General features: G+C 73.6%; 14 protein-coding genes. 11 read left to right on the forward strand and 3 right to left on the reverse strand.

Annotated features, from left to right (window positions below):
• Nucleotides 1–3: 3 nt before the first annotated feature.
• Together ACH45E_RS02430 and ACH45E_RS02435 are read right to left on the reverse strand one after the other, a co-directional pair.
• Nucleotides 4–1,041, reverse strand: coding sequence for a lactonase family protein (locus tag ACH45E_RS02430; protein ID WP_361436019.1), 1,038 nt, complete (start codon nt 1,039–1,041; stop codon nt 4–6).
• 535 nt (nt 1,042–1,576) lie between these two features.
• Nucleotides 1,577–3,067, reverse strand: coding sequence for an FUSC family protein (locus ACH45E_RS02435; RefSeq protein WP_361436017.1), 1,491 nt, complete (start codon nt 3,065–3,067; stop codon nt 1,577–1,579).
• Nucleotides 3,068–3,297: 230 nt separating this feature from the next.
• Between ACH45E_RS02435 and ACH45E_RS02440 the strand changes: the two genes are divergently transcribed.
• The 3 genes from ACH45E_RS02440 to ACH45E_RS02450 are packed head-to-tail and all read left to right on the forward strand — an operon-like array spanning nt 3,298 to nt 5,990.
• Complete coding sequence (locus tag ACH45E_RS02440) at nt 3,298–3,774, forward strand: Lrp/AsnC family transcriptional regulator (protein ID WP_361436015.1); 477 nt, start codon at nt 3,298–3,300, stop codon at nt 3,772–3,774.
• Between the two features lie 30 nt (nt 3,775–3,804).
• Nucleotides 3,805–4,500 carry an HAD family phosphatase gene (locus tag ACH45E_RS02445; protein ID WP_361436013.1) on the forward strand — a complete coding sequence of 232 codons (696 nt, stop codon included), beginning with the start codon at nt 3,805–3,807 and terminating at the stop codon, nt 4,498–4,500.
• A gap of 50 nt (nt 4,501–4,550) precedes the next feature.
• Complete coding sequence (locus ACH45E_RS02450; RefSeq protein ID WP_361436011.1) at nt 4,551–5,990, forward strand: MFS transporter; 1,440 nt, start codon at nt 4,551–4,553, stop codon at nt 5,988–5,990.
• 37 nt (nt 5,991–6,027) lie between these two features.
• Here ACH45E_RS02450 and ACH45E_RS02455 read toward each other — a convergent pair whose 3' ends face one another.
• Entirely contained in the window at nt 6,028–6,792 is a 765-nt protein-coding gene (locus ACH45E_RS02455; protein ID WP_361436009.1) for a LysR family substrate-binding domain-containing protein, read from the reverse strand.
• A gap of 59 nt (nt 6,793–6,851) precedes the next feature.
• On the opposite strand from ACH45E_RS02455, the gene ACH45E_RS02460 reads away from it, so the two are divergent.
• The 8 genes from ACH45E_RS02460 to ACH45E_RS02495 all read left to right on the forward strand — a co-directional run bounded on the left by ACH45E_RS02460 (nt 6,852) and on the right by ACH45E_RS02495 (nt 18,866).
• Complete coding sequence (locus ACH45E_RS02460) at nt 6,852–7,241, forward strand: DUF5997 family protein (protein WP_361436007.1); 390 nt, start codon at nt 6,852–6,854, stop codon at nt 7,239–7,241.
• Nucleotides 7,242–7,479: 238 nt separating this feature from the next.
• Complete coding sequence (locus tag ACH45E_RS02465) at nt 7,480–8,814, forward strand: sugar ABC transporter substrate-binding protein (protein WP_361436005.1); 1,335 nt, start codon at nt 7,480–7,482, stop codon at nt 8,812–8,814.
• Nucleotides 8,811–9,713, forward strand: coding sequence for a sugar ABC transporter permease (locus ACH45E_RS02470; RefSeq protein WP_361436003.1), 903 nt, complete (start codon nt 8,811–8,813; stop codon nt 9,711–9,713). The genes ACH45E_RS02465 and ACH45E_RS02470 overlap by 4 nt, the downstream gene beginning before the upstream one ends.
• Nucleotides 9,713–10,666: a carbohydrate ABC transporter permease gene (locus tag ACH45E_RS02475; RefSeq protein ID WP_361436001.1), complete on the forward strand. Its 954-nt coding sequence runs from the start codon at nt 9,713–9,715 to the stop codon at nt 10,664–10,666. Before ACH45E_RS02470 ends, ACH45E_RS02475 begins: the two co-directional genes overlap by 1 nt.
• Nucleotides 10,667–10,686: 20 nt before the next feature.
• Nucleotides 10,687–11,589 carry a 5-dehydro-4-deoxyglucarate dehydratase gene (locus tag ACH45E_RS02480; protein ID WP_361435999.1) on the forward strand — a complete coding sequence of 301 codons (903 nt, stop codon included), beginning with the start codon at nt 10,687–10,689 and terminating at the stop codon, nt 11,587–11,589.
• The gene (locus ACH45E_RS02485; protein ID WP_361435997.1) at nt 11,586–12,842 is read left to right on the forward strand and encodes a glucarate dehydratase family protein; all 1,257 of its coding nucleotides are present in this window, start codon (nt 11,586–11,588) and stop codon (nt 12,840–12,842) included. The genes ACH45E_RS02480 and ACH45E_RS02485 overlap by 4 nt, the downstream gene beginning before the upstream one ends.
• 109 nt (nt 12,843–12,951) lie before the next feature.
• Nucleotides 12,952–13,806 carry a DUF4132 domain-containing protein gene (locus tag ACH45E_RS02490; protein WP_361435995.1) on the forward strand — a complete coding sequence of 285 codons (855 nt, stop codon included), beginning with the start codon at nt 12,952–12,954 and terminating at the stop codon, nt 13,804–13,806.
• On the forward strand, nt 13,803–18,866 hold the full coding sequence (locus ACH45E_RS02495) for a hypothetical protein (RefSeq protein WP_361435993.1): 5,064 nt from the start codon (nt 13,803–13,805) through the stop codon (nt 18,864–18,866). Before ACH45E_RS02490 ends, ACH45E_RS02495 begins: the two co-directional genes overlap by 4 nt.
• Nucleotides 18,867–18,905 lie beyond the last annotated feature (39 nt).

The following is an 18,905-nucleotide window of genomic DNA, read 5'->3' on the forward strand; positions in this document are numbered from 1 at the left end:
GCGTCAGTCGAGGACCACGCAGGAGGCCGCGGGAACCTCGACCACGCCCTCGTAGCGCGGCATCCCGGTCGCCTGGTCGACCGCGAACCAGGTGACGTCCCCGGAGCGTTCGTTGGCCGCGTAGAGGACCCCTCGGGACTCGGCGAGCGCGCGCGGCCAGTGGCCGCCGCACGGGACCGTGCCGATCAGCCGCAGGACCTCGCCGTCGACGGCGAACACGGTCAGTACGTCCTCGCCGCGCGTGGCGATCCACACGTAGCGGCCGTCGGGCGAGACGACGATGCCGGAGGGGTAGGCGTCCCCGGCCGGGGCGCCCGGCAGGACCGGGGTCTCGGCCAGCGGCTGCAGGGAACCGCTGTCGCCCTCCCAGCGGCAGACGGTGACGGTCGGGGTGAGTTCGTTGACGACGTAGGCGTACCGGCCGTCCGGGTGGAAGGCCAGGTGGCGGGGGCCGGATCCGGGGCGCAGCGCGAACTCGCGGTGCACGGCCGGGGTGCCCCGCCGAAGCGTGCACACCCGGACCGAGTCCGTGCCGAGGTCGACGCTGAGGGCCCAGCGGCCGCCGGGGGCGGGCTGCACCTGGTGGACGTGCGGTCCCCGCTGGCGCTTGTGGTGCGGGCCGGAACCGGTGTGCTGGAGGTGGCCGGAGGGCGCGGCCTCGAGGCTGCCGTCGGCGCGCAGGGGGACGACGGTGACACTGCCCGAACCGTAGTTCGCGGTCAGGACGTGCCCGTCGTGGACGCTGAGGTGCGTGGGCCCGCTGCCGCCGACCGGCACCGGGGAACCCGCGAGTTCGGGCCGCTCGCCGTGCACCCGGTAGGCGGCAACCGCGCCGTCGGCGGTCTCGCTGACCGCGTAGAGCGTGTCCCCGCCCGGTGAGAGAGCCAGGTACGACGGGTCGGGAACGCCGCCGATGCTGCCGAGCAGGCTCAGCGCGCCGCTCTCCGGATGAACCGCCGCCATCACGATCCCGGGGCCGCCCGCCGCCGTGAACGACCCGATGAACGCCCTCCGCCGCCGCGTGCCGCCGCCCTCTGCCACCGCTGCCCCTTTCTCGCCGCGTCCGCGCGTGCCTCGGCCCGACGGTAGCAGCGATCAAGGTCGGTCTAGACCAGGCATGGCACGGGGGGTGCCGGCGAACCGTTTCCTCGCCCCCGCCGCCCCTACCCTTCCCGTCCCCAGGGGCTCCGCCCCTTCAGCCCCGCCGGGGGCTGCGCCCCCGAACCCCCACGGGGCTCCGCCCCTGTACCCCGCCGGGGGCTGCCGCCCCCAGGACCCCCACCGAGGCTCCGCCCCTGCACCCCCACCGGGGCTATCGCCCCAGGACCCCCACGGGGCTCCGCCCAGGAACCCCACCGGAGGCTGCCGCCCTGCGCCCCGCCGGAGGCTGCCACCCCGAGGACCCCCGCCGGGGCTCCGCTCAGGAACCCCACCAGGGGCTACCGCCCCCAGGGACCCCGCGGGCCCCCGCACCCCGCCGGGGCACACCGCCCCCAGGACCCCCGCGGGGTTCCGTTCTGCCCCCCTTGCGGGGCTGGGCCCCCGCACCCCGCGCCGCCCAGCCCCGAAGCAGCCTTCAGGCCCTTGCCAGCCCCGCCCCCGGAGGGTTCCGCAGGGGCTCGGCCAGGTCGGACAGGGCGCGTTCCAGGCCGTGCAGGTGGGCCAGGGCGGGCTCGGCGGGCGGTTCGGCGGGGTGGGTGACGTGGCCGGTGCCGCCCTCGGTGAGCGCCTCGACGGCCGCCTCCACACGCCAGCAGGCGGCGGCCAGCCGGGCGTCGTGGGAGGCCTCCGGGTCCGCGGCGACCGCGACCAGGCCGCGGATCTCCCGGGCGCAGTCGTCGAGCAGGGCGAGCACCCGGCGGGCGCGCCGCTTGCGGCCGAGCATGGGGTTCAGGGGGTGCACGAGCGGCGCGACGGAGAGCCGTACCCGGCCGAGGAGCTGCTCCAGTTCGGCCACGCGGAGTGCCGGGTCGGCCGTCCCGTCACCCGCGAGGCGGGCCGCGGCCTGAGCCGTGCAGGCGTGCACGCAGCGCAGGGCGCGCTGGATCCAGGCGTCGGTGGTCGTGTGGGTGGTGACGGGCAGCACGAGCAGGACGGCCAGCGCGGCACCGACGGCGCCGACGCCGGTCTCCGCCAGCCGCAGGGCGAGCAGGCCGGGGCTGAGGACGCCGAGGAGGCCGTAGAGGAGCTCGGCGAGCAGTGTCACCCAGAGCATCATCCAGGTGTAGGACACGGCGGCGGTGTAGAAGATGCCGAAGACCGACGCGGCGACGAGGACGGCGGTGGCGAGCGGCGCCCCGTGCAGCGGGACGACGACCAGCAGCCCCAGGGCGATGCCGATGACCGTGCCGAGGACCCGGCGGAAGCCGCGGACCAGCGTCTCACCGCGCGAGGCGGTGTTCACGAAGATCCACCAGGTGGCGCCGACGGCCCAGTACCAGCGCTGCCCGGACACCAGCTGGCCCAGGACGAGGGCGAAGGCGGAGCCGGCGGTCGCCTGGATCGCCTGCCGGGTGGTCACACGGGCCAGTCCGCCGCCGGCGGGCGCGGCGGGCACCGGGGCCGGGGGCCGCCGCCGCTCGTAGCACCACAGCCCGAAGCGCACCGCCGCCGCGGTGAGCACGGACAGCAGGACGGCGGCGTACAGCTCGGGCAGCTGCGCCGCGGTCGCGTGCAGGAACTGGGCCACGAAGAACGTCATGAAGGCGAACACGCCGAGGCTGTGGCCGCGCGGCCCCCAGCGGCGCGCGTACACGCCCGCCCCGACCACGGCGAGGAAGGCCAGGTCCCGCGCCACGGGGTGGTCGTGCAGCCCGGCCGCCGCGGCGAGCACCGGCAGGCCCACGGCGGGCAGCAGCGCCGTCGTGACCGCCTGCCCCCGCACGGTGGCGTCGGTGACGGTGAACAGGGCGAGCAGCGCGGCCAACCCGCCGGTGACCGCGCCCACGAGGGAGTGTCCGGCGAGGCCGCAGACCACGACCGCCAGTCCGATGCCGAGCACGGCCCGCGCGGCGAACCTGAGCCGCGACCGCCCCGGGTCCGGAGCCATGAACACCCTCTTCAGCACTGCTTCCCACCCCATGACGCACCGGCACACAAAAGGCGCCGCGGGGATCCGCAGCGCCATCGACGCGTCCATGAGAGCATCAACCAGGTCACTGGCTCAAGTGTCGACCGCATCACTGAGCCATTGGCACACCACGGATTCCTTGAATGCGCTCGCCGGGAGGCCAACGGCGCAGGTCGCGCGGTACACGCCGATCGAGCATCGCTGAGCCATTGGTACAGTCGTACGTCATGACCGTGGACGAACTCGACACCCGGATCCTGCGGCTGCTGCTGGAGCAGCCGCGCACCAGTGTGCGCGAGTACGCCCGCGTCCTCGGTGTCGCCCGCGGCACGCTCCAGGCCCGCCTGGACCGTCTGGAGCGGGACGGCGTGATCACCGGGACGGGCCCGTCCCTCTCCCCCGCCGCGCTCGGCCACCCGGTGCTGGCGTTCGTGCACATCGAGGTCACCCAGGGGCATCTGGACGATGTCGGGGACGCGCTGGCCGCCGTACCGGAGATCGTGGAGGCGTTCTCGATCACGGGCGGCGGGGACCTGCTGACCCGGGTCGTGGCGCGGGACAACGAGCACCTGGAGGACGTGATCCAGAAGCTGATCAGCCTGCCCGGTGTGGTGCGCACCCGCACGGAGGTGGCCCTGCGCGAGCGCGTCCCGCACCGGCTGCTGCCGCTGGTGGAGGCGGTCGGCAGGGCCACCCGCGCCTAGGGCCTGTTGCGGCGCGGCATCCTGGACGCCATGAGCATCGGCGGAAATCTCTCGGTCATCTTCGATCTCGACGGAACGCTCGTGGACAGCGAGCCGAACTACTACGAAGCGGGCCGGCTGACCCTGGCCGAGCACGGCGTCCGGGACTTCACCTGGGCGGACCACGAGAGCTATGTCGGTGTCAGCACCCTGGAGACGGTCGCCCTCTGGCGGGAGCGGTACGGCCTGAGCGCCCCGGTGACGGAGCTGTTCGCCGCGACCGACCGGCGCTATCTGGAGCTGGCCCGGACCCGCACGCGCGTGTATCCCGAGATGCGGGAGTTCGTGGAGCTGCTGGCCGCCGAGGGCGTCCCGATGGCCGTGGCCTCCGGCTCCTCCCCCGAGGCGATCGAGGCGATCCTGGCGGGCACGGGCCTGGACGGCCGGCTGCGTACCGTCGTCTCGGCCGACGAGGTGTCCCGCGGCAAGCCCGCCCCGGACGTCTTCCTGGAGGCGGCCCGGCGGCTCGGGTCGGCCCCGGCGGACTGTGTGGTCGTGGAGGACTCGGCGCCCGGCGCGGCCGCCGCCCACGCGGCCGGGATGCGGTGCGTCGCGGTCCCCTACGTCGCCGCGCAGGCCGACGCGCCGGAGTTCGCCACCGCCGCGCTGCTCGTGCGTGGCGGCCAGGCGGAGTTCACGGCGCGGTCCGCCTACGCGTGGCTCGCGAGGCGGGCCATGACCGCCTGACCGGCCGCGCTCCTCGTGCGGTGGACGGCCGGGCATGCCAGCGTGGCGCCATGACCACAGTCCAGGCACGGTCGTCCGAGCCGAGCGTCGATGACCGGCGCTGGCTGGCGCTCGGGGTGTGCCTCACCGCCGGGTTCATGACCCTCCTGGACACGTCGATCGTGAACGTGGCCCTGCCATCGATGCAGCGGGGGCTGGGGGCCGATCAGGCCGACCTGTCGTGGGTGGCCTCCGGGTACGCGCTGACGTACGGGCTGATGCTGGTGCCGGCGGGCCGGCTGGGTGACCTGCGGGGCCGCAGGGAGACCTTCCTCGTCGGGGTGGCGCTGTTCACGCTGGCCTCGGCCGCGTGCGGGCTGTCCTCGGCCGCCGACTGGCTGGTGGTGTTCCGGCTGCTCCAGGGCATGGCCGGGGGCATGATCGCGCCGCAGAGCTCGGGGCTGATCCAGCAGATGTTCCAGGGCGCCGAGCGGGCCCGGGCGTTCGCCATGTTCGGCAGTGTCGTCGCCGTCTCCACCGCGGTCGGTCCGCTGACGGGCGGTCTGCTGATCCAGGCGTCCGGCGGCGACGACGCCTGGCGCTGGGTGTTCTACGTCAACCTGCCCATCGGCGTGGCGGTGTTCGCCGCGGCGCTGCGGCTGCTGCCCCGGACCCCGCCGCGGGTGGGCCCGCAGGAGGGGTTCGACATGCCCGGCGTGCTGCTGCTGGGTTCCGGTGCGCTCGCGCTGATGCTGCCCCTGGTGCAGGAACAGCAGTGGCCCGGACGGCGCAAGTGGGCGTTGGTGCCCGTGGCCGTGCTCCTGCTGCTGGCGTTCTGGGCGTGGGAGCGGCGGCAGGGGCGGCTCGGGCGGGCGCCGCTGGTGGATCTGCGGCTGTTCAACCGGCGGTCGTTCTCCCTGGGGGCGCTGCTCAGCCTCGTGTACTTCGCGGGCTTCACCTCGGTCTTCTTCGTCTACACACTGTTCCTGCAGAACAGCCTCGGATACAGCGCGCTCGCGGCCGGGGCGGCGGCGACGCCGTTCGCGGCCGGCTCGGCGGTCGCGGCCCTCGCCGGTGGGCGGCTGGTCGTCCGTTACGGCCGCATGCTGGTGGTCCACGGGTTGTGCGCCGTGGCGCTGGGGCTGCTCGGGGCCGTCGCCGCCGTGGAGTTCCTCCCGGAACGGGACGTGGCCTGGGCCGCCGCGCTGCCGCTGCTCGTCGCCGGGGTCGGTTCGGGGCTGACCGTCTCCCCCAACACCACGCTCACCCTCGGCCGCGTCCCGGTCCGCCGCGCCGGGGCCGCCGGGGGTGTGCTGCAGACGGGCCAGCGGATCGGCTCCGCGGCCGGTATCGCCGCCGTGGGCGCGGTGTACTTCGCCCACCTCGCGGGCCACGGGCCGGTCGCCGGGGCGCTGGAGCTGGGTCTTGCCACCGCTCTCGGGTTCGTGCTGATCGCGCTGGTGCTGGCCATGGCGGATCTGTGGGAGGGCGAGCGTTCCGCGGGCCGTTGAGCCGCTCGCGCGGACGAACGGCTGTGGGGCTCGCCGGTCACGACCGCCGTCGTGGCTTCCCCCGTTTCGGGGTCTTCGCACCGCCGGAGCGGCTCTTCGGGTTGCGGCCGGCCGCCTTGCCGGCGGCGGGCTTCTGCCGGGCGGCGGCCGGGTCCGGGCGCTTGCGCCCCGGCGGGGTCTCGGGCTGCGCGGTGCGGCCGCGGGTGCTGTTCACGGTGCGGCCGCGGACGATGCCGATGAAGTCCTCGACGAGGTCGGTGGTGGCCTCCTCCGGCCAGGACAGGGCGATGCTCGACCGGGGGGCGTCCACGACCGGCCGGTAGGTGAGGTCACGGCGGTGGTGCAGGCGGGCCAGCGACTGGGGGACGACGAGGAGGCCGACGCCGGCGGCGACGAGTTCGACGGCGTCCTCGGTCGTCGCGGGGCGCTCGAAGGCGGGCTCGCCGGGCGGGCTGTCCCAGTCGAACACGTCGTCGAGGGGGTGGAAGAGGACCTCGTCGGCGAGGTCGGCCAGGGTCACCTCCTCCGCCGCCGTGATCAGGTGGTCCTTCGGGACCACGACCACCGTGGTCTCGGTGTAGAGGGGGATCGCGCTGAAGACCGTACGGTCCACCGGCAGCCGTACGAATCCCGCGTCCGCCGCGCCCGTCCGCAGCGCGTCGGACGCCTCGGTGGCCGTCACCTGGAGGAGGTCGAGCGGGACGTCGGGCAGGCGCTCGTTCCAGATCCGCACCCATTTGGCGGGGGTCACTCCGGGGACGTACGCGAGCCGGAACGACGGTGATTCCTGCGAGTCTGTCACGTCCGCCAGGTTACCGGCCGTGTTCGGACGTCCCCCACCCGGCCGATACCCTTGACCTCATGAAGTCGCAGCAGACCACCCAGACGATGAAGCCCGCCACGGCGGCGAAGAAGCTGGGTGTGTACCTCCCCGCCACCCCCGCCGAGTTCCAGGAGGGTGTGGTCACGCGCGCCGAGCTGAACCAGCTCCAGGCCGATCCGCCCGAGTGGCTGCGGGAGCTGCGCCGCACCGGCCCGCACCCGCGCCCGGTGGTCGCGGCGAAGCTGGGCGTGTCCATCGCGGGTCTCGCGCGCGGCGGGGTCACCGAGGCACTCACCACCGAGCAGATCGAGGCGCTGAAGCAGGCCGGCCCCGAGTGGCTGGAGAAGGAGCGCGCCACCCAGGCCGAGGTCCGCAAGGAGACGACGCGGATCAAGAAGAAGAACGCCGAACGCGCCGAGCGCCCCTGACACCGGACACGCCGAGCGCCCCTGACGCCGAGCGCCCGCGCCCCTGAGACCGGGCGCTGCGGCTCTCCCGCTCACCGACGCCCCCATCGCCGATCACCCGGCGGTGGGGGCGTCGTGCTGTCCGTGTGACCCCCGTGAAACCTTCCGGCCATGTCTTGACATACGGATGAAGCAATCCGTAGCTTGGCCGATCATTTAGATGTGTGAAGCTCGTTCACGCACATGAATGGAGGTGCCCATGGGGGTCCGCCGACGAAGTCACCGCCCGGCCGCCGCGCTCCTCGTCGCAGCGCTGATGTCCGTGACGGCCGCCTGCGGCGCCGGTTCCGGCAGCGCCACGGCAGGTGACCCGAACACCCTGGAGGTGTGGACCCGGAGCGATCCGGATGACGCCGCCACCTACGACCGCGTGTTCGCCGCCTTCACCAAGAAGACCGGCATCAAGATCGACTATCAGCCGGTCATCAACTTCGACCAGCAGTTGCAGGCCCGGGCCTCCACCAAGGACCTGCCCGACGTCATGATCAACGACACGGCTCTGATGGGCAGTTACCAGAGCCAGGGGCTGCTCAAGCCGATCGATCCCGGCTCCATCGCGGACCACGATCAGATCAGCAAGCAGTCCTGGTCCTCCACCGTGGGCCTGGACGGCAGGCACTACGGCATCCCTTACTCCCGCCAGGCGCAGACCCTGATGATCCGCAAGGACTGGCTGAAGAAGCTCGGGCTGAAGGCGCCGACGACCTGGCAGCAGATGCTCGACGTCGCCGAGGCCTTCGCGACCCGCGACCCGGACGGGGACGGCAAGAAGGACACCTACGGCATCGTCGCGCCGGCCAGCGCGCAGAACGGCTACGCGGCGATGTGGGGGTCCAGCTTCCTGTGGCAGGGCGGCGCGAAGATCATCGAGCCGGACGGCAAGGGCGGCTACCGCCCCACCATGGACTCGGCGGCCGCCGTACGCACCGTCACCTGGATGAAGGACAACCTCTTCTGCGGCGTGAAGGGTGTCGTCCAGCCCGGGGCCGTCACCGCTGTCACCGGTACCGCCACCAACTTCCAGGACGGCAACGCCGGTATGTACATGACCGGCCCGTACAACATGACCACCTACGACGGGACCCTCGGCAAGAACAAGTACGAGGTCGTGCCCGCCCCCGCGGGCCCGGCCGGCCCGGACGTGCTGGCCGACGGCGAGAACGTCTACTTCGGCGCCAGGACCGGGAAGGCCGAGCAGGAACAGGCACTCGCCGCGTTCCTGGTCTCCCGCCAGGGCCAGAAGATCGCCATGACCAGCGCCGGCGGCCACCAGCCCGTCGTCCGCATCCCCACCAACACCACGCTGGACGCGGCCGAGGTACGGGGCGACGCGCGCTGGAGCGTCGTGCAGAAGGCGTACGAGACCGCCTCCCAGCAGTTCCCCAACGCCCCCGACTTCGCCCCGATCAAGCAGGACACGGCCGACAGCCTCAACGCGCTGTTCACGTACTGCGGCAGTGACGTCCGCTCCGGCCTGAAGGAGCTGGGCGACACCCTCGCCGGTGACCTCAAGGACCAGGACCTGTTGAAATGACCGCTACCGTCACCGCGCCCGCGCGGCGCAGAGGGACCGGCCGGAAGGCCGTCCTGCCCTGGCTGTTCCTCGCCCCCGGCCTGCTGCTCGCCCTCGTCTTCAAGTTCCTGCCGATGGGCAAGGGCGTCTGGCTCAGCTTCTTCAAGGTGCGGCCCTTCCTCGGCGACAAGTGGGTCGGCCTCGACAACTACACCCGGGTGCTGACCGACCACCGCTTCCAGGACGCGATCGGGCACACGCTGGTGCTCGGCATCGGGCAGTCGCTGGGCGCCATCGTCGTCGGCTTCGCCCTCGCCCTGCTCCTCGAGGGCCAGGCCCGTTCGCTACGGATCGTACGGACCGCCGTCTTCCTGCCCGTCGTCACCGCGACCGCGGTGGTCGGCGAGCTGTGGCGGCTGATGTACTACCCGACCTCCGACGGCCTGATCAACCACGCCCTGAGCCTGCTCGGCATCGGCCCCGTGCCGTTCCTCGACAACCCCGGCACCGCCCTGTGGTCGACGATGGTCATGGGCATCTGGATGGCCGCCCCCTACAACATGGTCATCATCCTCGCCGGACTGGCCGGCGTGGACCGCACCCTGTACGAGGCCGCCGCGATGGACGGCGTCTCGCTGTGGCAGCGGCTGCGGCATGTGACCCTGCCCGCGATCCGGCCCGCCATGGGCATCGTCCTCACGCTCGCCGCCATCCGCGGACTGCGTGTGTTCACGGAGGTGTACGTCCTCACCGGCGGCGGCCCGGCCGGTTCCACGGACGTCTGGATGACCCGCGCCTACACCCTCGGCTTCACCCGCAACGACATCGGCGGTGCCTCCGCGGCCTCCGTCGTCCTGCTCTGCGTGACGCTGCTGCTCACCGTCACGGTCAACTACCTCCGCAAGAGGGGAGACGTGTGATGAGCGCCCCCGCCCTCGACCCCGTCCACACCCCGTCCGGCAAGGTCGCCGCCTCCCCCACGAAGCCGCGCGGCCGGCAGACCCGTACCACTCCGGCCCGCTTCGACACCGCGCTCGGCTGGAGCGACAGGCCGGGTCCGGCCTGGGCCCTGAGGATCCTGCTCTGCGTGATCGCCCTGGCGCTGTTCGCCGCGCCGTTCCTGACGATCCTCGCCGGCGCCCTGAGCACCAACCCCAGCGGCTCGTCCCTGTCGTTCCTCCCGCACCACCCGACCCTGCTGAACATACGGGTGGCGGGCGAGCGCGGCATCTGGGACTACTTCGGCAACTCGCTGGTCATCGCGGGCGGCGGGCTGCTGCTCCAGCTGGCCGTCTCGGTGCTCGCCGCGTACGCCCTGGCCCGGCACCGGTTCCGCGGCCAGGCCCTGGTGCTGACCCTGTTCATGCTGACGATGATGCTGCCCGAGGAGGTCATCGCCATCCCGCTGTCCCTGGTCCTCGGCCATGTCCCGGTCGTGGGCGTGGACTTGAAGGGAACCGTCTGGGCGGTGATCCTGCCGCTCGGCGCCTGGGGCTTCTCGGTGATGCTGCTGACCGAGTTCATGAAGGACATCCCGTCCGAGATCGAGGAGGCGGCCCGGCTCGACGGCGTCGGCGAACTGCGGATGCTGTGGCAGGTCGTCCTGCCGCTGTGCAAGCCTGCGCTCGGCGTGGCCGGTGTGCTCGGCTTCATCATGATCTGGGACCAGTACCTGCTGCCCCTGATCGCCGCCAAGGACCCCACCGACTACACGGTCACCGTCGCCCTGTCCATCCTGCGCACCGACCCCGAGGTCGGCTCCGGGGTGGTGCTGGCCGGTGCGGTCATCGCGCTCGTCCCGAGCCTGATCGTCTATCTGCTCCTCCAGCGCTCGCTGGTCACCGGCATCGCGGCCGGGGCCACCAAGGGCTGAACCGTAAGTACGAGGGAGACATGAAGTTCCAAGGAGTGCTGTTCTTCCCGGTCACGCCGTTCACCGCGGACGGCTCGCTGGACGAGGAACGGCTGGCCCGGCACATCGAGTCGGGGGTCGCCGCGGGCGCGGGCGGCGTGTTCGTCGCCTGCGGCACCGGTGAGTTCCACGCGCTGACGGCCGGGGAGATCGAACGGGCCACGCGGGTCGCGGTGGAGACGACCGCCGGCCGGGTACCGGTGTTCGCCGCGGCCGGCGGTCCGGTACCGGTCGCCCGCGACCAGGCCGGACGCGTCGAACGGGCGGGCGCCGACGGCATCCTGCTGCTGCCGCCCTATCTCGTGAGCGCGCCGCAGCAGGGCCTGCTGCGGTACGTCGGGGAGGTCACCGCCGCGACCTCGCTGCCGGTCGTCTTCTACCAGCGCGGCACCGCACGGCTCACCGAGTCCACGGCCGCCGAACTCGCCGCGCTGCCCGGGGTGGTCGGCCTCAAGGACGGCACCGGCGACATCGAGCGGATGCACCGCGTGGTCCGTGCCGTGCGGGCCGTACGCGCGGACTTCCAGTTCTTCAACGGCCTGCCCACCGCCGAGATGACCGCGCCCGCCTACCGGGGCATCGGCGTCGAGCTCTACTCCTCCGCGGTGTTCGCGTTCGCGCCCGAGATCGCCCTCGCGTTCCACCAGGCGCTCGCCGAGAACCGGACGCCGCTGGTGCACACGCTCCTCGACGAGTTCTACGGGCCGCTCGTCGAACTCCGCGACGAGGTACCCGGATACGCCGTGTCTCTCGTCAAGGCCGGAGTGACCCTCCGCGGACTCGACGTCGGCGGCGTACGGGCCCCTCTGCTGGACCCCACCCCCGAGCACGTCGCCCGGCTCGCGAAACTCATCGACCACGGACTGGAGGTGGTGCGGGCATGACCACTGGGACGACCCGCATCCGCGAACTGATCGTCACCCCGATCGCCTTCCGCGACCCGCCGCTGCTCAACTCCAACGGGGTGCACGAACCCCTGGCGTTGCGCATCATCCTCCAACTGGTGCTGGAGGACGGCACCGTGGGACTCGGCGAGTCCCCGGGCGGCGAGGCCCGCCTGGAGCGGCTGCAGGCAGCCGCGAAGACCGTCGTCGGCATGGACGTCTTCGACACGACCGCCGTGGCCGCCGCGATCGACACCGCCCTGCTGCCCACCGTGCCCAGCTCCCACGAGCGCGGCTGGACCACCTCGGCCGTCGAGGTGGCCTGCCTGGACGCGCAGGGCAAGCTCCTCGGACGCCCGGTCGTCGACCTGCTCGGCGGCACGGTCCGCGACTCCGTGCCCTTCGCCGCTTACCTCTTCTACAAGTGGGGCGAACATCCCGCCCTCGACGGCCGCCCCGCCGTCCGGGACGACTGGGGCGAGGCCCTCGACCCGGCGGGGATCGTCGAGCAGGCCCGGCTGATGCAACAGCGGTACGGGTTCCGCTCGTTCAAGCTGAAGGGCGGTGTCTTCCCGCCCGACGAGGAGATCGCCGCGATCAGGGCGCTGGCTCAGGCCTTCCCCCGGCAGCCGCTGCGCCTCGACCCCAACGTGGCCTGGACGGTGGAGACCTCGAAGTACGTCGCCCGCGAACTCGACGGCGTCCTGGAGTACTTGGAGGACCCGACCCGCGGCATCCCGGGCATGGCCGAGGTCGCGCGTGAGTCGCCGCTGCCGCTCGCCACCAACATGTGCGTGATCGCCTGGGAGCACCTCAGGCCGGCCATCGAACAGGACGCGGTCCAGGTCCTGCTCACCGACCACCACTACTGGGGCGGACTGCGCCGCACCCGCGAACTGGCCGCCGTCTGCGAGGCGTTCGGCATCGCCCTGTCCATGCACTCCAACTCGCACCTGGGCATCAGCCTCGCCGCCATGACCCACGTCGCCGCCGCGATCCCCAACCTGGACCACTCCTGCGACACGCACTACCCGTGGAACTCGGCCGACGACGTGATCCTCCCCGGCGCCCTGGAACTGCGCGACGGCGAGATCAAGGTCCCCACCGGCCCGGGCCTCGGGGTGGAGCTCGACCACGACGCCCTGGACCGGCTGCACCGGCTGTACGTGGACTCCGGCGTACGCAGCCGTGACGACACCGGGTACATGCGCAGGTTCCACCCGGAGTACGAGCTGCTGCTGCCGCGCTGGTGACTCCCCGCCTCCCCGCTCTCCGCCTCCCCGCCTCTCCACCCGCGCGGCGTTGTCAGTGGCCTGTCCTAGAGTTCCCGTCACTTGATCACTGCGGTGCGGGGAGGCACGTATGGGGTGGGTGCGGGCGGGCGACTACGAGGTCGCCCTGGAAGCCGGAAAGGTGGTGTGCCGCAACGCGTCCGGCCGGCGGCTGAAGTCCGTCCCCGCCAAGCTCGCCGACGAGCCGGCGGTGGTGGGGCTGCGGCAGCTCGTCGAGTGGCTCGAGCGGCACGAGCGGCAGTGCCTGGCCGACGTCGAGAAGTGGATGGTGCGCTCGCTTCCCGTGCCGCTCGCCGTCATCGCCCGGGTGTGGCCCGACCCCGCCTGGCAGGCCGCCCTGCGCGACCTGGTGGTCACCGGCGCCGACGGCACGGTCGCGGGATTCCTGCGGGACGCCGACCCCGAGCGCGGCCTCGGCCTCGTCGACCTCGACGGCGACACCGTGCGCATGGCCCCCGGCCTCGTCCGCGTCCCGCACCCCGTGCTCCTCGACGACCTCGAGGAGCTGCGCGAGTTCGCCGTCGAACTCGGCGTGGAGCAGCGGGCCCAGCAGCTCTTCCGCGAGGTGTTCCCCCGCCCGGTCGTCGTCGACGCCGAGGGGACGCAGGTCGAGACGTACGCGGGCGGATCGTTCAAGGAGCTGCGCTTCCTGCACGGCCGGGCCACCCAGCTCGGCTACCGCGTCCGCGGGGGCAACGCCGTGTGCTCCGTGCTGGAGGACGGCCGCGGGACCGAGGCCCGGGTGTGGATCGGCGACTACGACGGCTACCAGGAGACCGAGACCGGACCGCTGATGTGGACCGGCACCGGCGGCCGGGCACTGAAGCTCGGTCAGGTCGGGCCGGTCGCCTGGTCGGAGGGCATGCGCATGGCGGCCGCGCTGTACGCCGGACGCGACATCGAGGACGAGGAGCGGGCGGCATGACGACCTACGACGAGACCACCGTCGCCGCGCTGCTGGACTCCGGCGCCGTCCTGCCCCCGGGCAGCACCGTCCGCGAGGACGCCGACACCCTGACCGTCCGCACGTACATCCACCCCGCCCTGGACGACCGTCAGGTGGTCCGGCTCGTGCCGGGCACCCTCGGCGAGGCCGAGGACCTGGCGCTCGAGTTCCTCGGCCTGACCCGGGAGCCGGAGACGCCCGAGGTCGGGCAGGTGCGCCGGGAGACGCTGGGCTTCCCCGCCTGGGCGCTGGTCAACGACCCGGCGAACGGGCACCACGCGCTGGCCCTGGTCAAGGACGTGGAGCGGCTCGCCCGCCAGGCCAAGTCCCGCCCGGGCAACGCCAAGGACGGCTTCGAGGCGCTCGGCGTACGGCTCGGCCGGGCCGTGCCGCACTTCCTGCCGACCTTCTACGAGCAGGCCGCCCGGGTCTTCCTCCAGCACGAGAACACCACGTACGCCGCCGCCTTCTTCGGCAAGGCCCGCGAGGCCGAGCGGGTGCACGCGCTGACCGTCGACGAGGAGCGGCAGCGGGCGGTGTTCCTGGAGTTCGCCTTCGCCGGGGCGCTGACCGTCAAGGCACTCAAGGAGCATGTGAAGGACCTCGCGCGGCGGCTCGACCCGGCCGAGGCGTGGGCGCAGTTCCGGCAGCTGACGGTCGAGCGCTGCGCGGCCGGGATGCCGCCGTACGCCTCGCTGCCGCAGGACGCGCGCGTTCTGATCAAGGCGGCCGGGCTGCCCCGCGTCACCGAGGAGTGCGCCCTCCTCGCCGACCTGATCGCCTCGCCCGCCGCCGTCCGCGCACCCGCCTCCTTCTGGACCGCCTACCGCGCCACCCTGCCGGTCCTCGCCGAACAGCGGCCGGCGATCCGGGCCCGGCTCCTGGAGATCATGCCGGCCGGGCTGGGCCGGGATGTGGAGGACGACGAGTTCTGGCTGACGCTGCTGGCGGAGAGCGGCGCGGACCGGTTGCTGACCGGAGATGCCGATGACACGGCTGACACCGCTGACACGGCCGGCGCCGGGCTCGATGTCGACGCGGGGCCCGGTGTCGACGCCGCCGACTGGCTGAGCCGCTGGGCGCTGCACCGCAAGCACGGCAGCGCCTACTCCCGCCGCTCCCCGGCCACCCTGGCGCTCGTCGAGCGGATGGCGCCTAGGCTGCGCGCCGCCGGGCGGCCCGTCGACCTGTTCGCCGGGCGCTGGTCCGCCGGTGCCGACCTCGACCTGCTGGACCTGTGCGCGGCGGAGGGCATCGCGCTCGCCGTGCCCGGCGCCGACGTGAACGTGTACCTCGCCCTGGAACGCTGGCTGCCCGACACCACCCTGCCGGGCCGGCGCGATCTGGTCGCCGCCGCCGCGGACCCGCGCCTGCGGGACCTGTTGCACCGGGCCGTCGGCACGCTGGGAAACGGGCAGCGGGCGACGCCCGAGGTGCTGGCCGCCCTCGCCGCCCACCCCGTGCTCCGTGACGTGCTGCGTGAGTGGCTGGACGAGGCGACCGGTGAGTTCACCCGCGCGGTGGGCCTGCCCGGCGCCCGCGCGGCCCTCGACCGGATGCGCCCCTTCCGCGTGGTCGCCCGCGAGGTCAGCCCCGAGGCCGTCGCCCGGATCGCGCGCCACGCGGTCGCGCCGCTGCTCGGCCGGACGCTGCGCACGGGCATCCTCGACGAACTCGGGTGGCCCGCCCTGGAGGAGGGGCTGCGGCTGCTCGACGGCAAGCCCAGGAAGGGCGAGGACAACACGCTGTCCGTCACCGAGGCCTGGCCCGGGCTGATCCTCGCCCGTAAGCACAAGGCGGTCGTCGTCGGCCCCGAGGGGATCCTGCTCGAGCACGAGCTGCGCCTGCCCGGCGACCTCGACCGCTGGCAGCGCCCCCGCTTCCGCTACACCGACGGCGAACTGCTGGTGATGTGGCGGCAGGGCAGCAAGCAGTTCGGCTACTGGTCCGCCAGGCCGTCCGAGGTGTTCCCGCTCGCCGGCGAGCAGCTGCCCGGCTACTGGTCCGTCCACGACACCGGCACGGCCTCGATCCCGCTGCCCGGCGGCGGCCGGGCCACCGGAGGGCGCACGCTGCACGCCGGAGACACCGTTCTGCCGGCCGGCCGTGCCGTCATCGGAGACGGCACCACGTACTGGCGGCAGGGCAGGCAGGGCCGGAAGACGGTGTGGCTCGAGTACGACCCCGCCACCGGCGACCACGGCCGGGCCTCGCTGCCCGCCTTCCTCCAGTCGGGCATCCGCGAGGACGCGTCCCTGCTCGTCGACCACTGCGAGGTCCTGCCACTGCAACCGGGCCTGGAGAACAGCCCGTTCGGCACGGACGGGACGGTACTCGGCCGCTGGGTGCGCAGCGAGGGCCAGGGCCCGGAGCAGGTGACGACCGCGGGCACCCCGGACGGCCGGACCGTCACGCTGCCCACCACCGGCTCCGGGCTCGGGCGCCGCCTTCCGCTCGGCACGCTGCGGCTGCCCGGCGGCGCCGAGCCCGTGGTCACCCGGACTCACCTGATCGTCGGGTTGTGCTCGGGTGAGGACACGTCGGAAGCGGGGTCGCTCGGCCGGGTGACCGTGAACGAGCAGGGCGGTGAGTACGCCGCCGGCACCCGGTTCGTGCCGCCGGTCGCCTTCTGGCACGCCCTGCGCCCCCGCGACGAACGGTCGTCGGCCGTGCTGCGCGCGCTGACCGACGAGCAGGTCGCCGAGGTGCAGCGGGTCACGGCCACGGCGCTGGCCGAGCGGCGGGAGCGGGAGGCCGCGGCCCGGAAGAGCATCATCCATGGCCCGGACACCGGCGGCGGCCTCGGCGTGCCGAGCGCCGAAGAGGTCGCCCGCGAGGCCGTGTCCCGCGCCCTGCCCGGCCTCGCCGACGAGCGGATGCTCATCGGCGTCGCCGCCCTCGTCCGTACCGCGCTGCGGATCGCCGAGTCGGCCGCCGCCTTCGCGGCCCCACCCGTGGAGCGGACGCGGCCGGACATCCGGCGGACCGAGGGCATGTTCGCCGACTACGGCCCCGAACTCGGCGACGACCAGGCGCTGCACACGGCCACCGCCGGCCTCGCCCGCCTGGGCTCGTGGTGGGGCGGACAGCGGTGGAGCGTGCTCCGTCAGGTCCGGTCCGTGAACCACGTGCTGTCCGGCAAGCCCGCCGACGGCAAGCCGCTGCCCGACCGCGAAAAGACGGCCGCGCTCGGCGACGGCTGGCGCGGCGACGAGCACACCATCCCCGGCATCGGCATGGTGTGGACACCTCTGCTGTCCGCGCTGCGCCCCCTCGCCCACCGCGCCGCCTCGACCGCCCTGCCCGGCACCGAGCGGGAGGCGCTGCTCCTGCTGTTCGAGGCGATGACCGAGGGCCCGCTCGTCACCGCCTGCGGGGACACGCTCCGCGAGGTCGTGCTGAGCGAACCGCACGAGAAGCAGCAGCGGGCCGGGCAGGTGCTGCGCCGCGAGGGCCGCACCGTGGTCGTCCTCGGCTGCCAGAGCATCGACGCCCAGCACGACCGGGTCAACTGGCTGGCCCTCGACCACGACCCGACCGGCGCGTTCGGCGCCGTCGCCCACTTCGCGCTGGACAGGGAGACCCGGCACACGCCGGAGATCTCCACCGATCGGCTGGCCGGCGTCACCCGGCTGATCCGGGACAAGGGCGCCGCGCCCTGGCGGCCCGAGGCACCCGCCGCGCTCGCCGCCGCCACGCGCCAGGGTCTGGGCCCCGTGCAGGCCACCGTGCTGCTCGCCGGTCTGCCGGACCATCCCGACACCGAGGTGCTGGCCATCATGGGGCTGAAGTCGCGTCAGGTGGACTTCGGCAACCGCATGCTGGCCCCGCTCGGCGCGGACGGCCGTGCCGCGCTCGTCGCCGCGCTGCTGCCCGAGGACCCGGCCGACCTGTGGACTTCGGGCCCGGACATCGAGGCCGTCGGCCGGGTGTGGGCCGAGCGCCACGGCTCGCTCGTCCGCCTGACCGAGGAGCTCGCCGCCGAGCTTCCCGTGGGCGCCGGCGCCGCCGAGGCGGTGCTCAACCCCGGGCGCACGCCCTGGCTGAGCCGCACCACCGTCCTGCGCCCCGACAAGGACGGCCAGCCGGCCTGGGCCGACCCGACGGCGATCCCGAGCCGGTACGACCTGACCGGCGCCGTCGCCGCCCTGGCCACGCTCGCCTACCACCTGCCGTACGGTCATCCGCTGCGCGCCGCCCTGCCGGACGCCCTGGCCGCGCTGCGCCGCCGGCTCACCGACCCGGAGCTGCTGCTCGATCTGGACGTCGCCTGGGCGGAGAAGGGCGGTCCGACCGCCGTCGAACTCCGCAAGGCGTACGGGCTGCCCGCCACCGGCGGCGCGGACGCGTACGGGCGCACCCGGGTCGGCGAGGCACTCGTCCTGCGCCCCTGGTACGGCGACAGCGAGAGCGTCCTGGTCCGCCCGGCCGGGCTCACCGGCCCGGACGACGACGTCCTGCTGCTCCTCGAAGGCCTGGTCGGCGCCGGGCGGGGCGACGGCCTGCGGACCTTGCGGACGATCCTCGGCGACGAGCTCGACCGGGCGCTCAAGGCCGGTGTCGCGGCGGACGGACCGGCCGGCCACGCCCAGGACCCCACCCTCAGCGTGCCCGCGCTGGTCGCCGAGGTCGCCCGGGCACAGGGGCTGAGCGAGGACGCGGCGGCGCTCTACCTGCAACTGCTGGCCCTGCCCGACCCCACGGACCGCGACTGCGCCCGCTGGACCGGCTGGAAGCCCGCCCGGCTGCGGAAGGCCCGCGCCGAACTGGCCGGGACCGACCTGGTGGTGGAGGCCAAGCGGCCGCGCGCCGGACGCACCCTGTTCCTGCCGTGCGGCTGGCACGACCTCAAGTCCCCAGCGCTGCCGGTGGAGACCTGGAAGGAAGGCCTCTACCCGGTCTCCCGCCACGGCCGTGCCGTACCTCCGCTGCCGGTACCCGAGCTGTTCGCCCGCGCCTGGGACCGCGTACGCGCCGGAGACGCTCCGACGTACGAGGAGCTGACCACGCGGGCGACGCGCAGGGGGCGCCGCCGATGAGCAGCCCCAGCACCACGACTCCCTCGACCACCGCACCTG

The sequence above is a fragment of the Streptomyces sp. NPDC020299 genome (assembly GCF_044387825.1).
Lineage (GTDB): Bacteria > Actinomycetota > Actinomycetes > Streptomycetales > Streptomycetaceae > Streptomyces.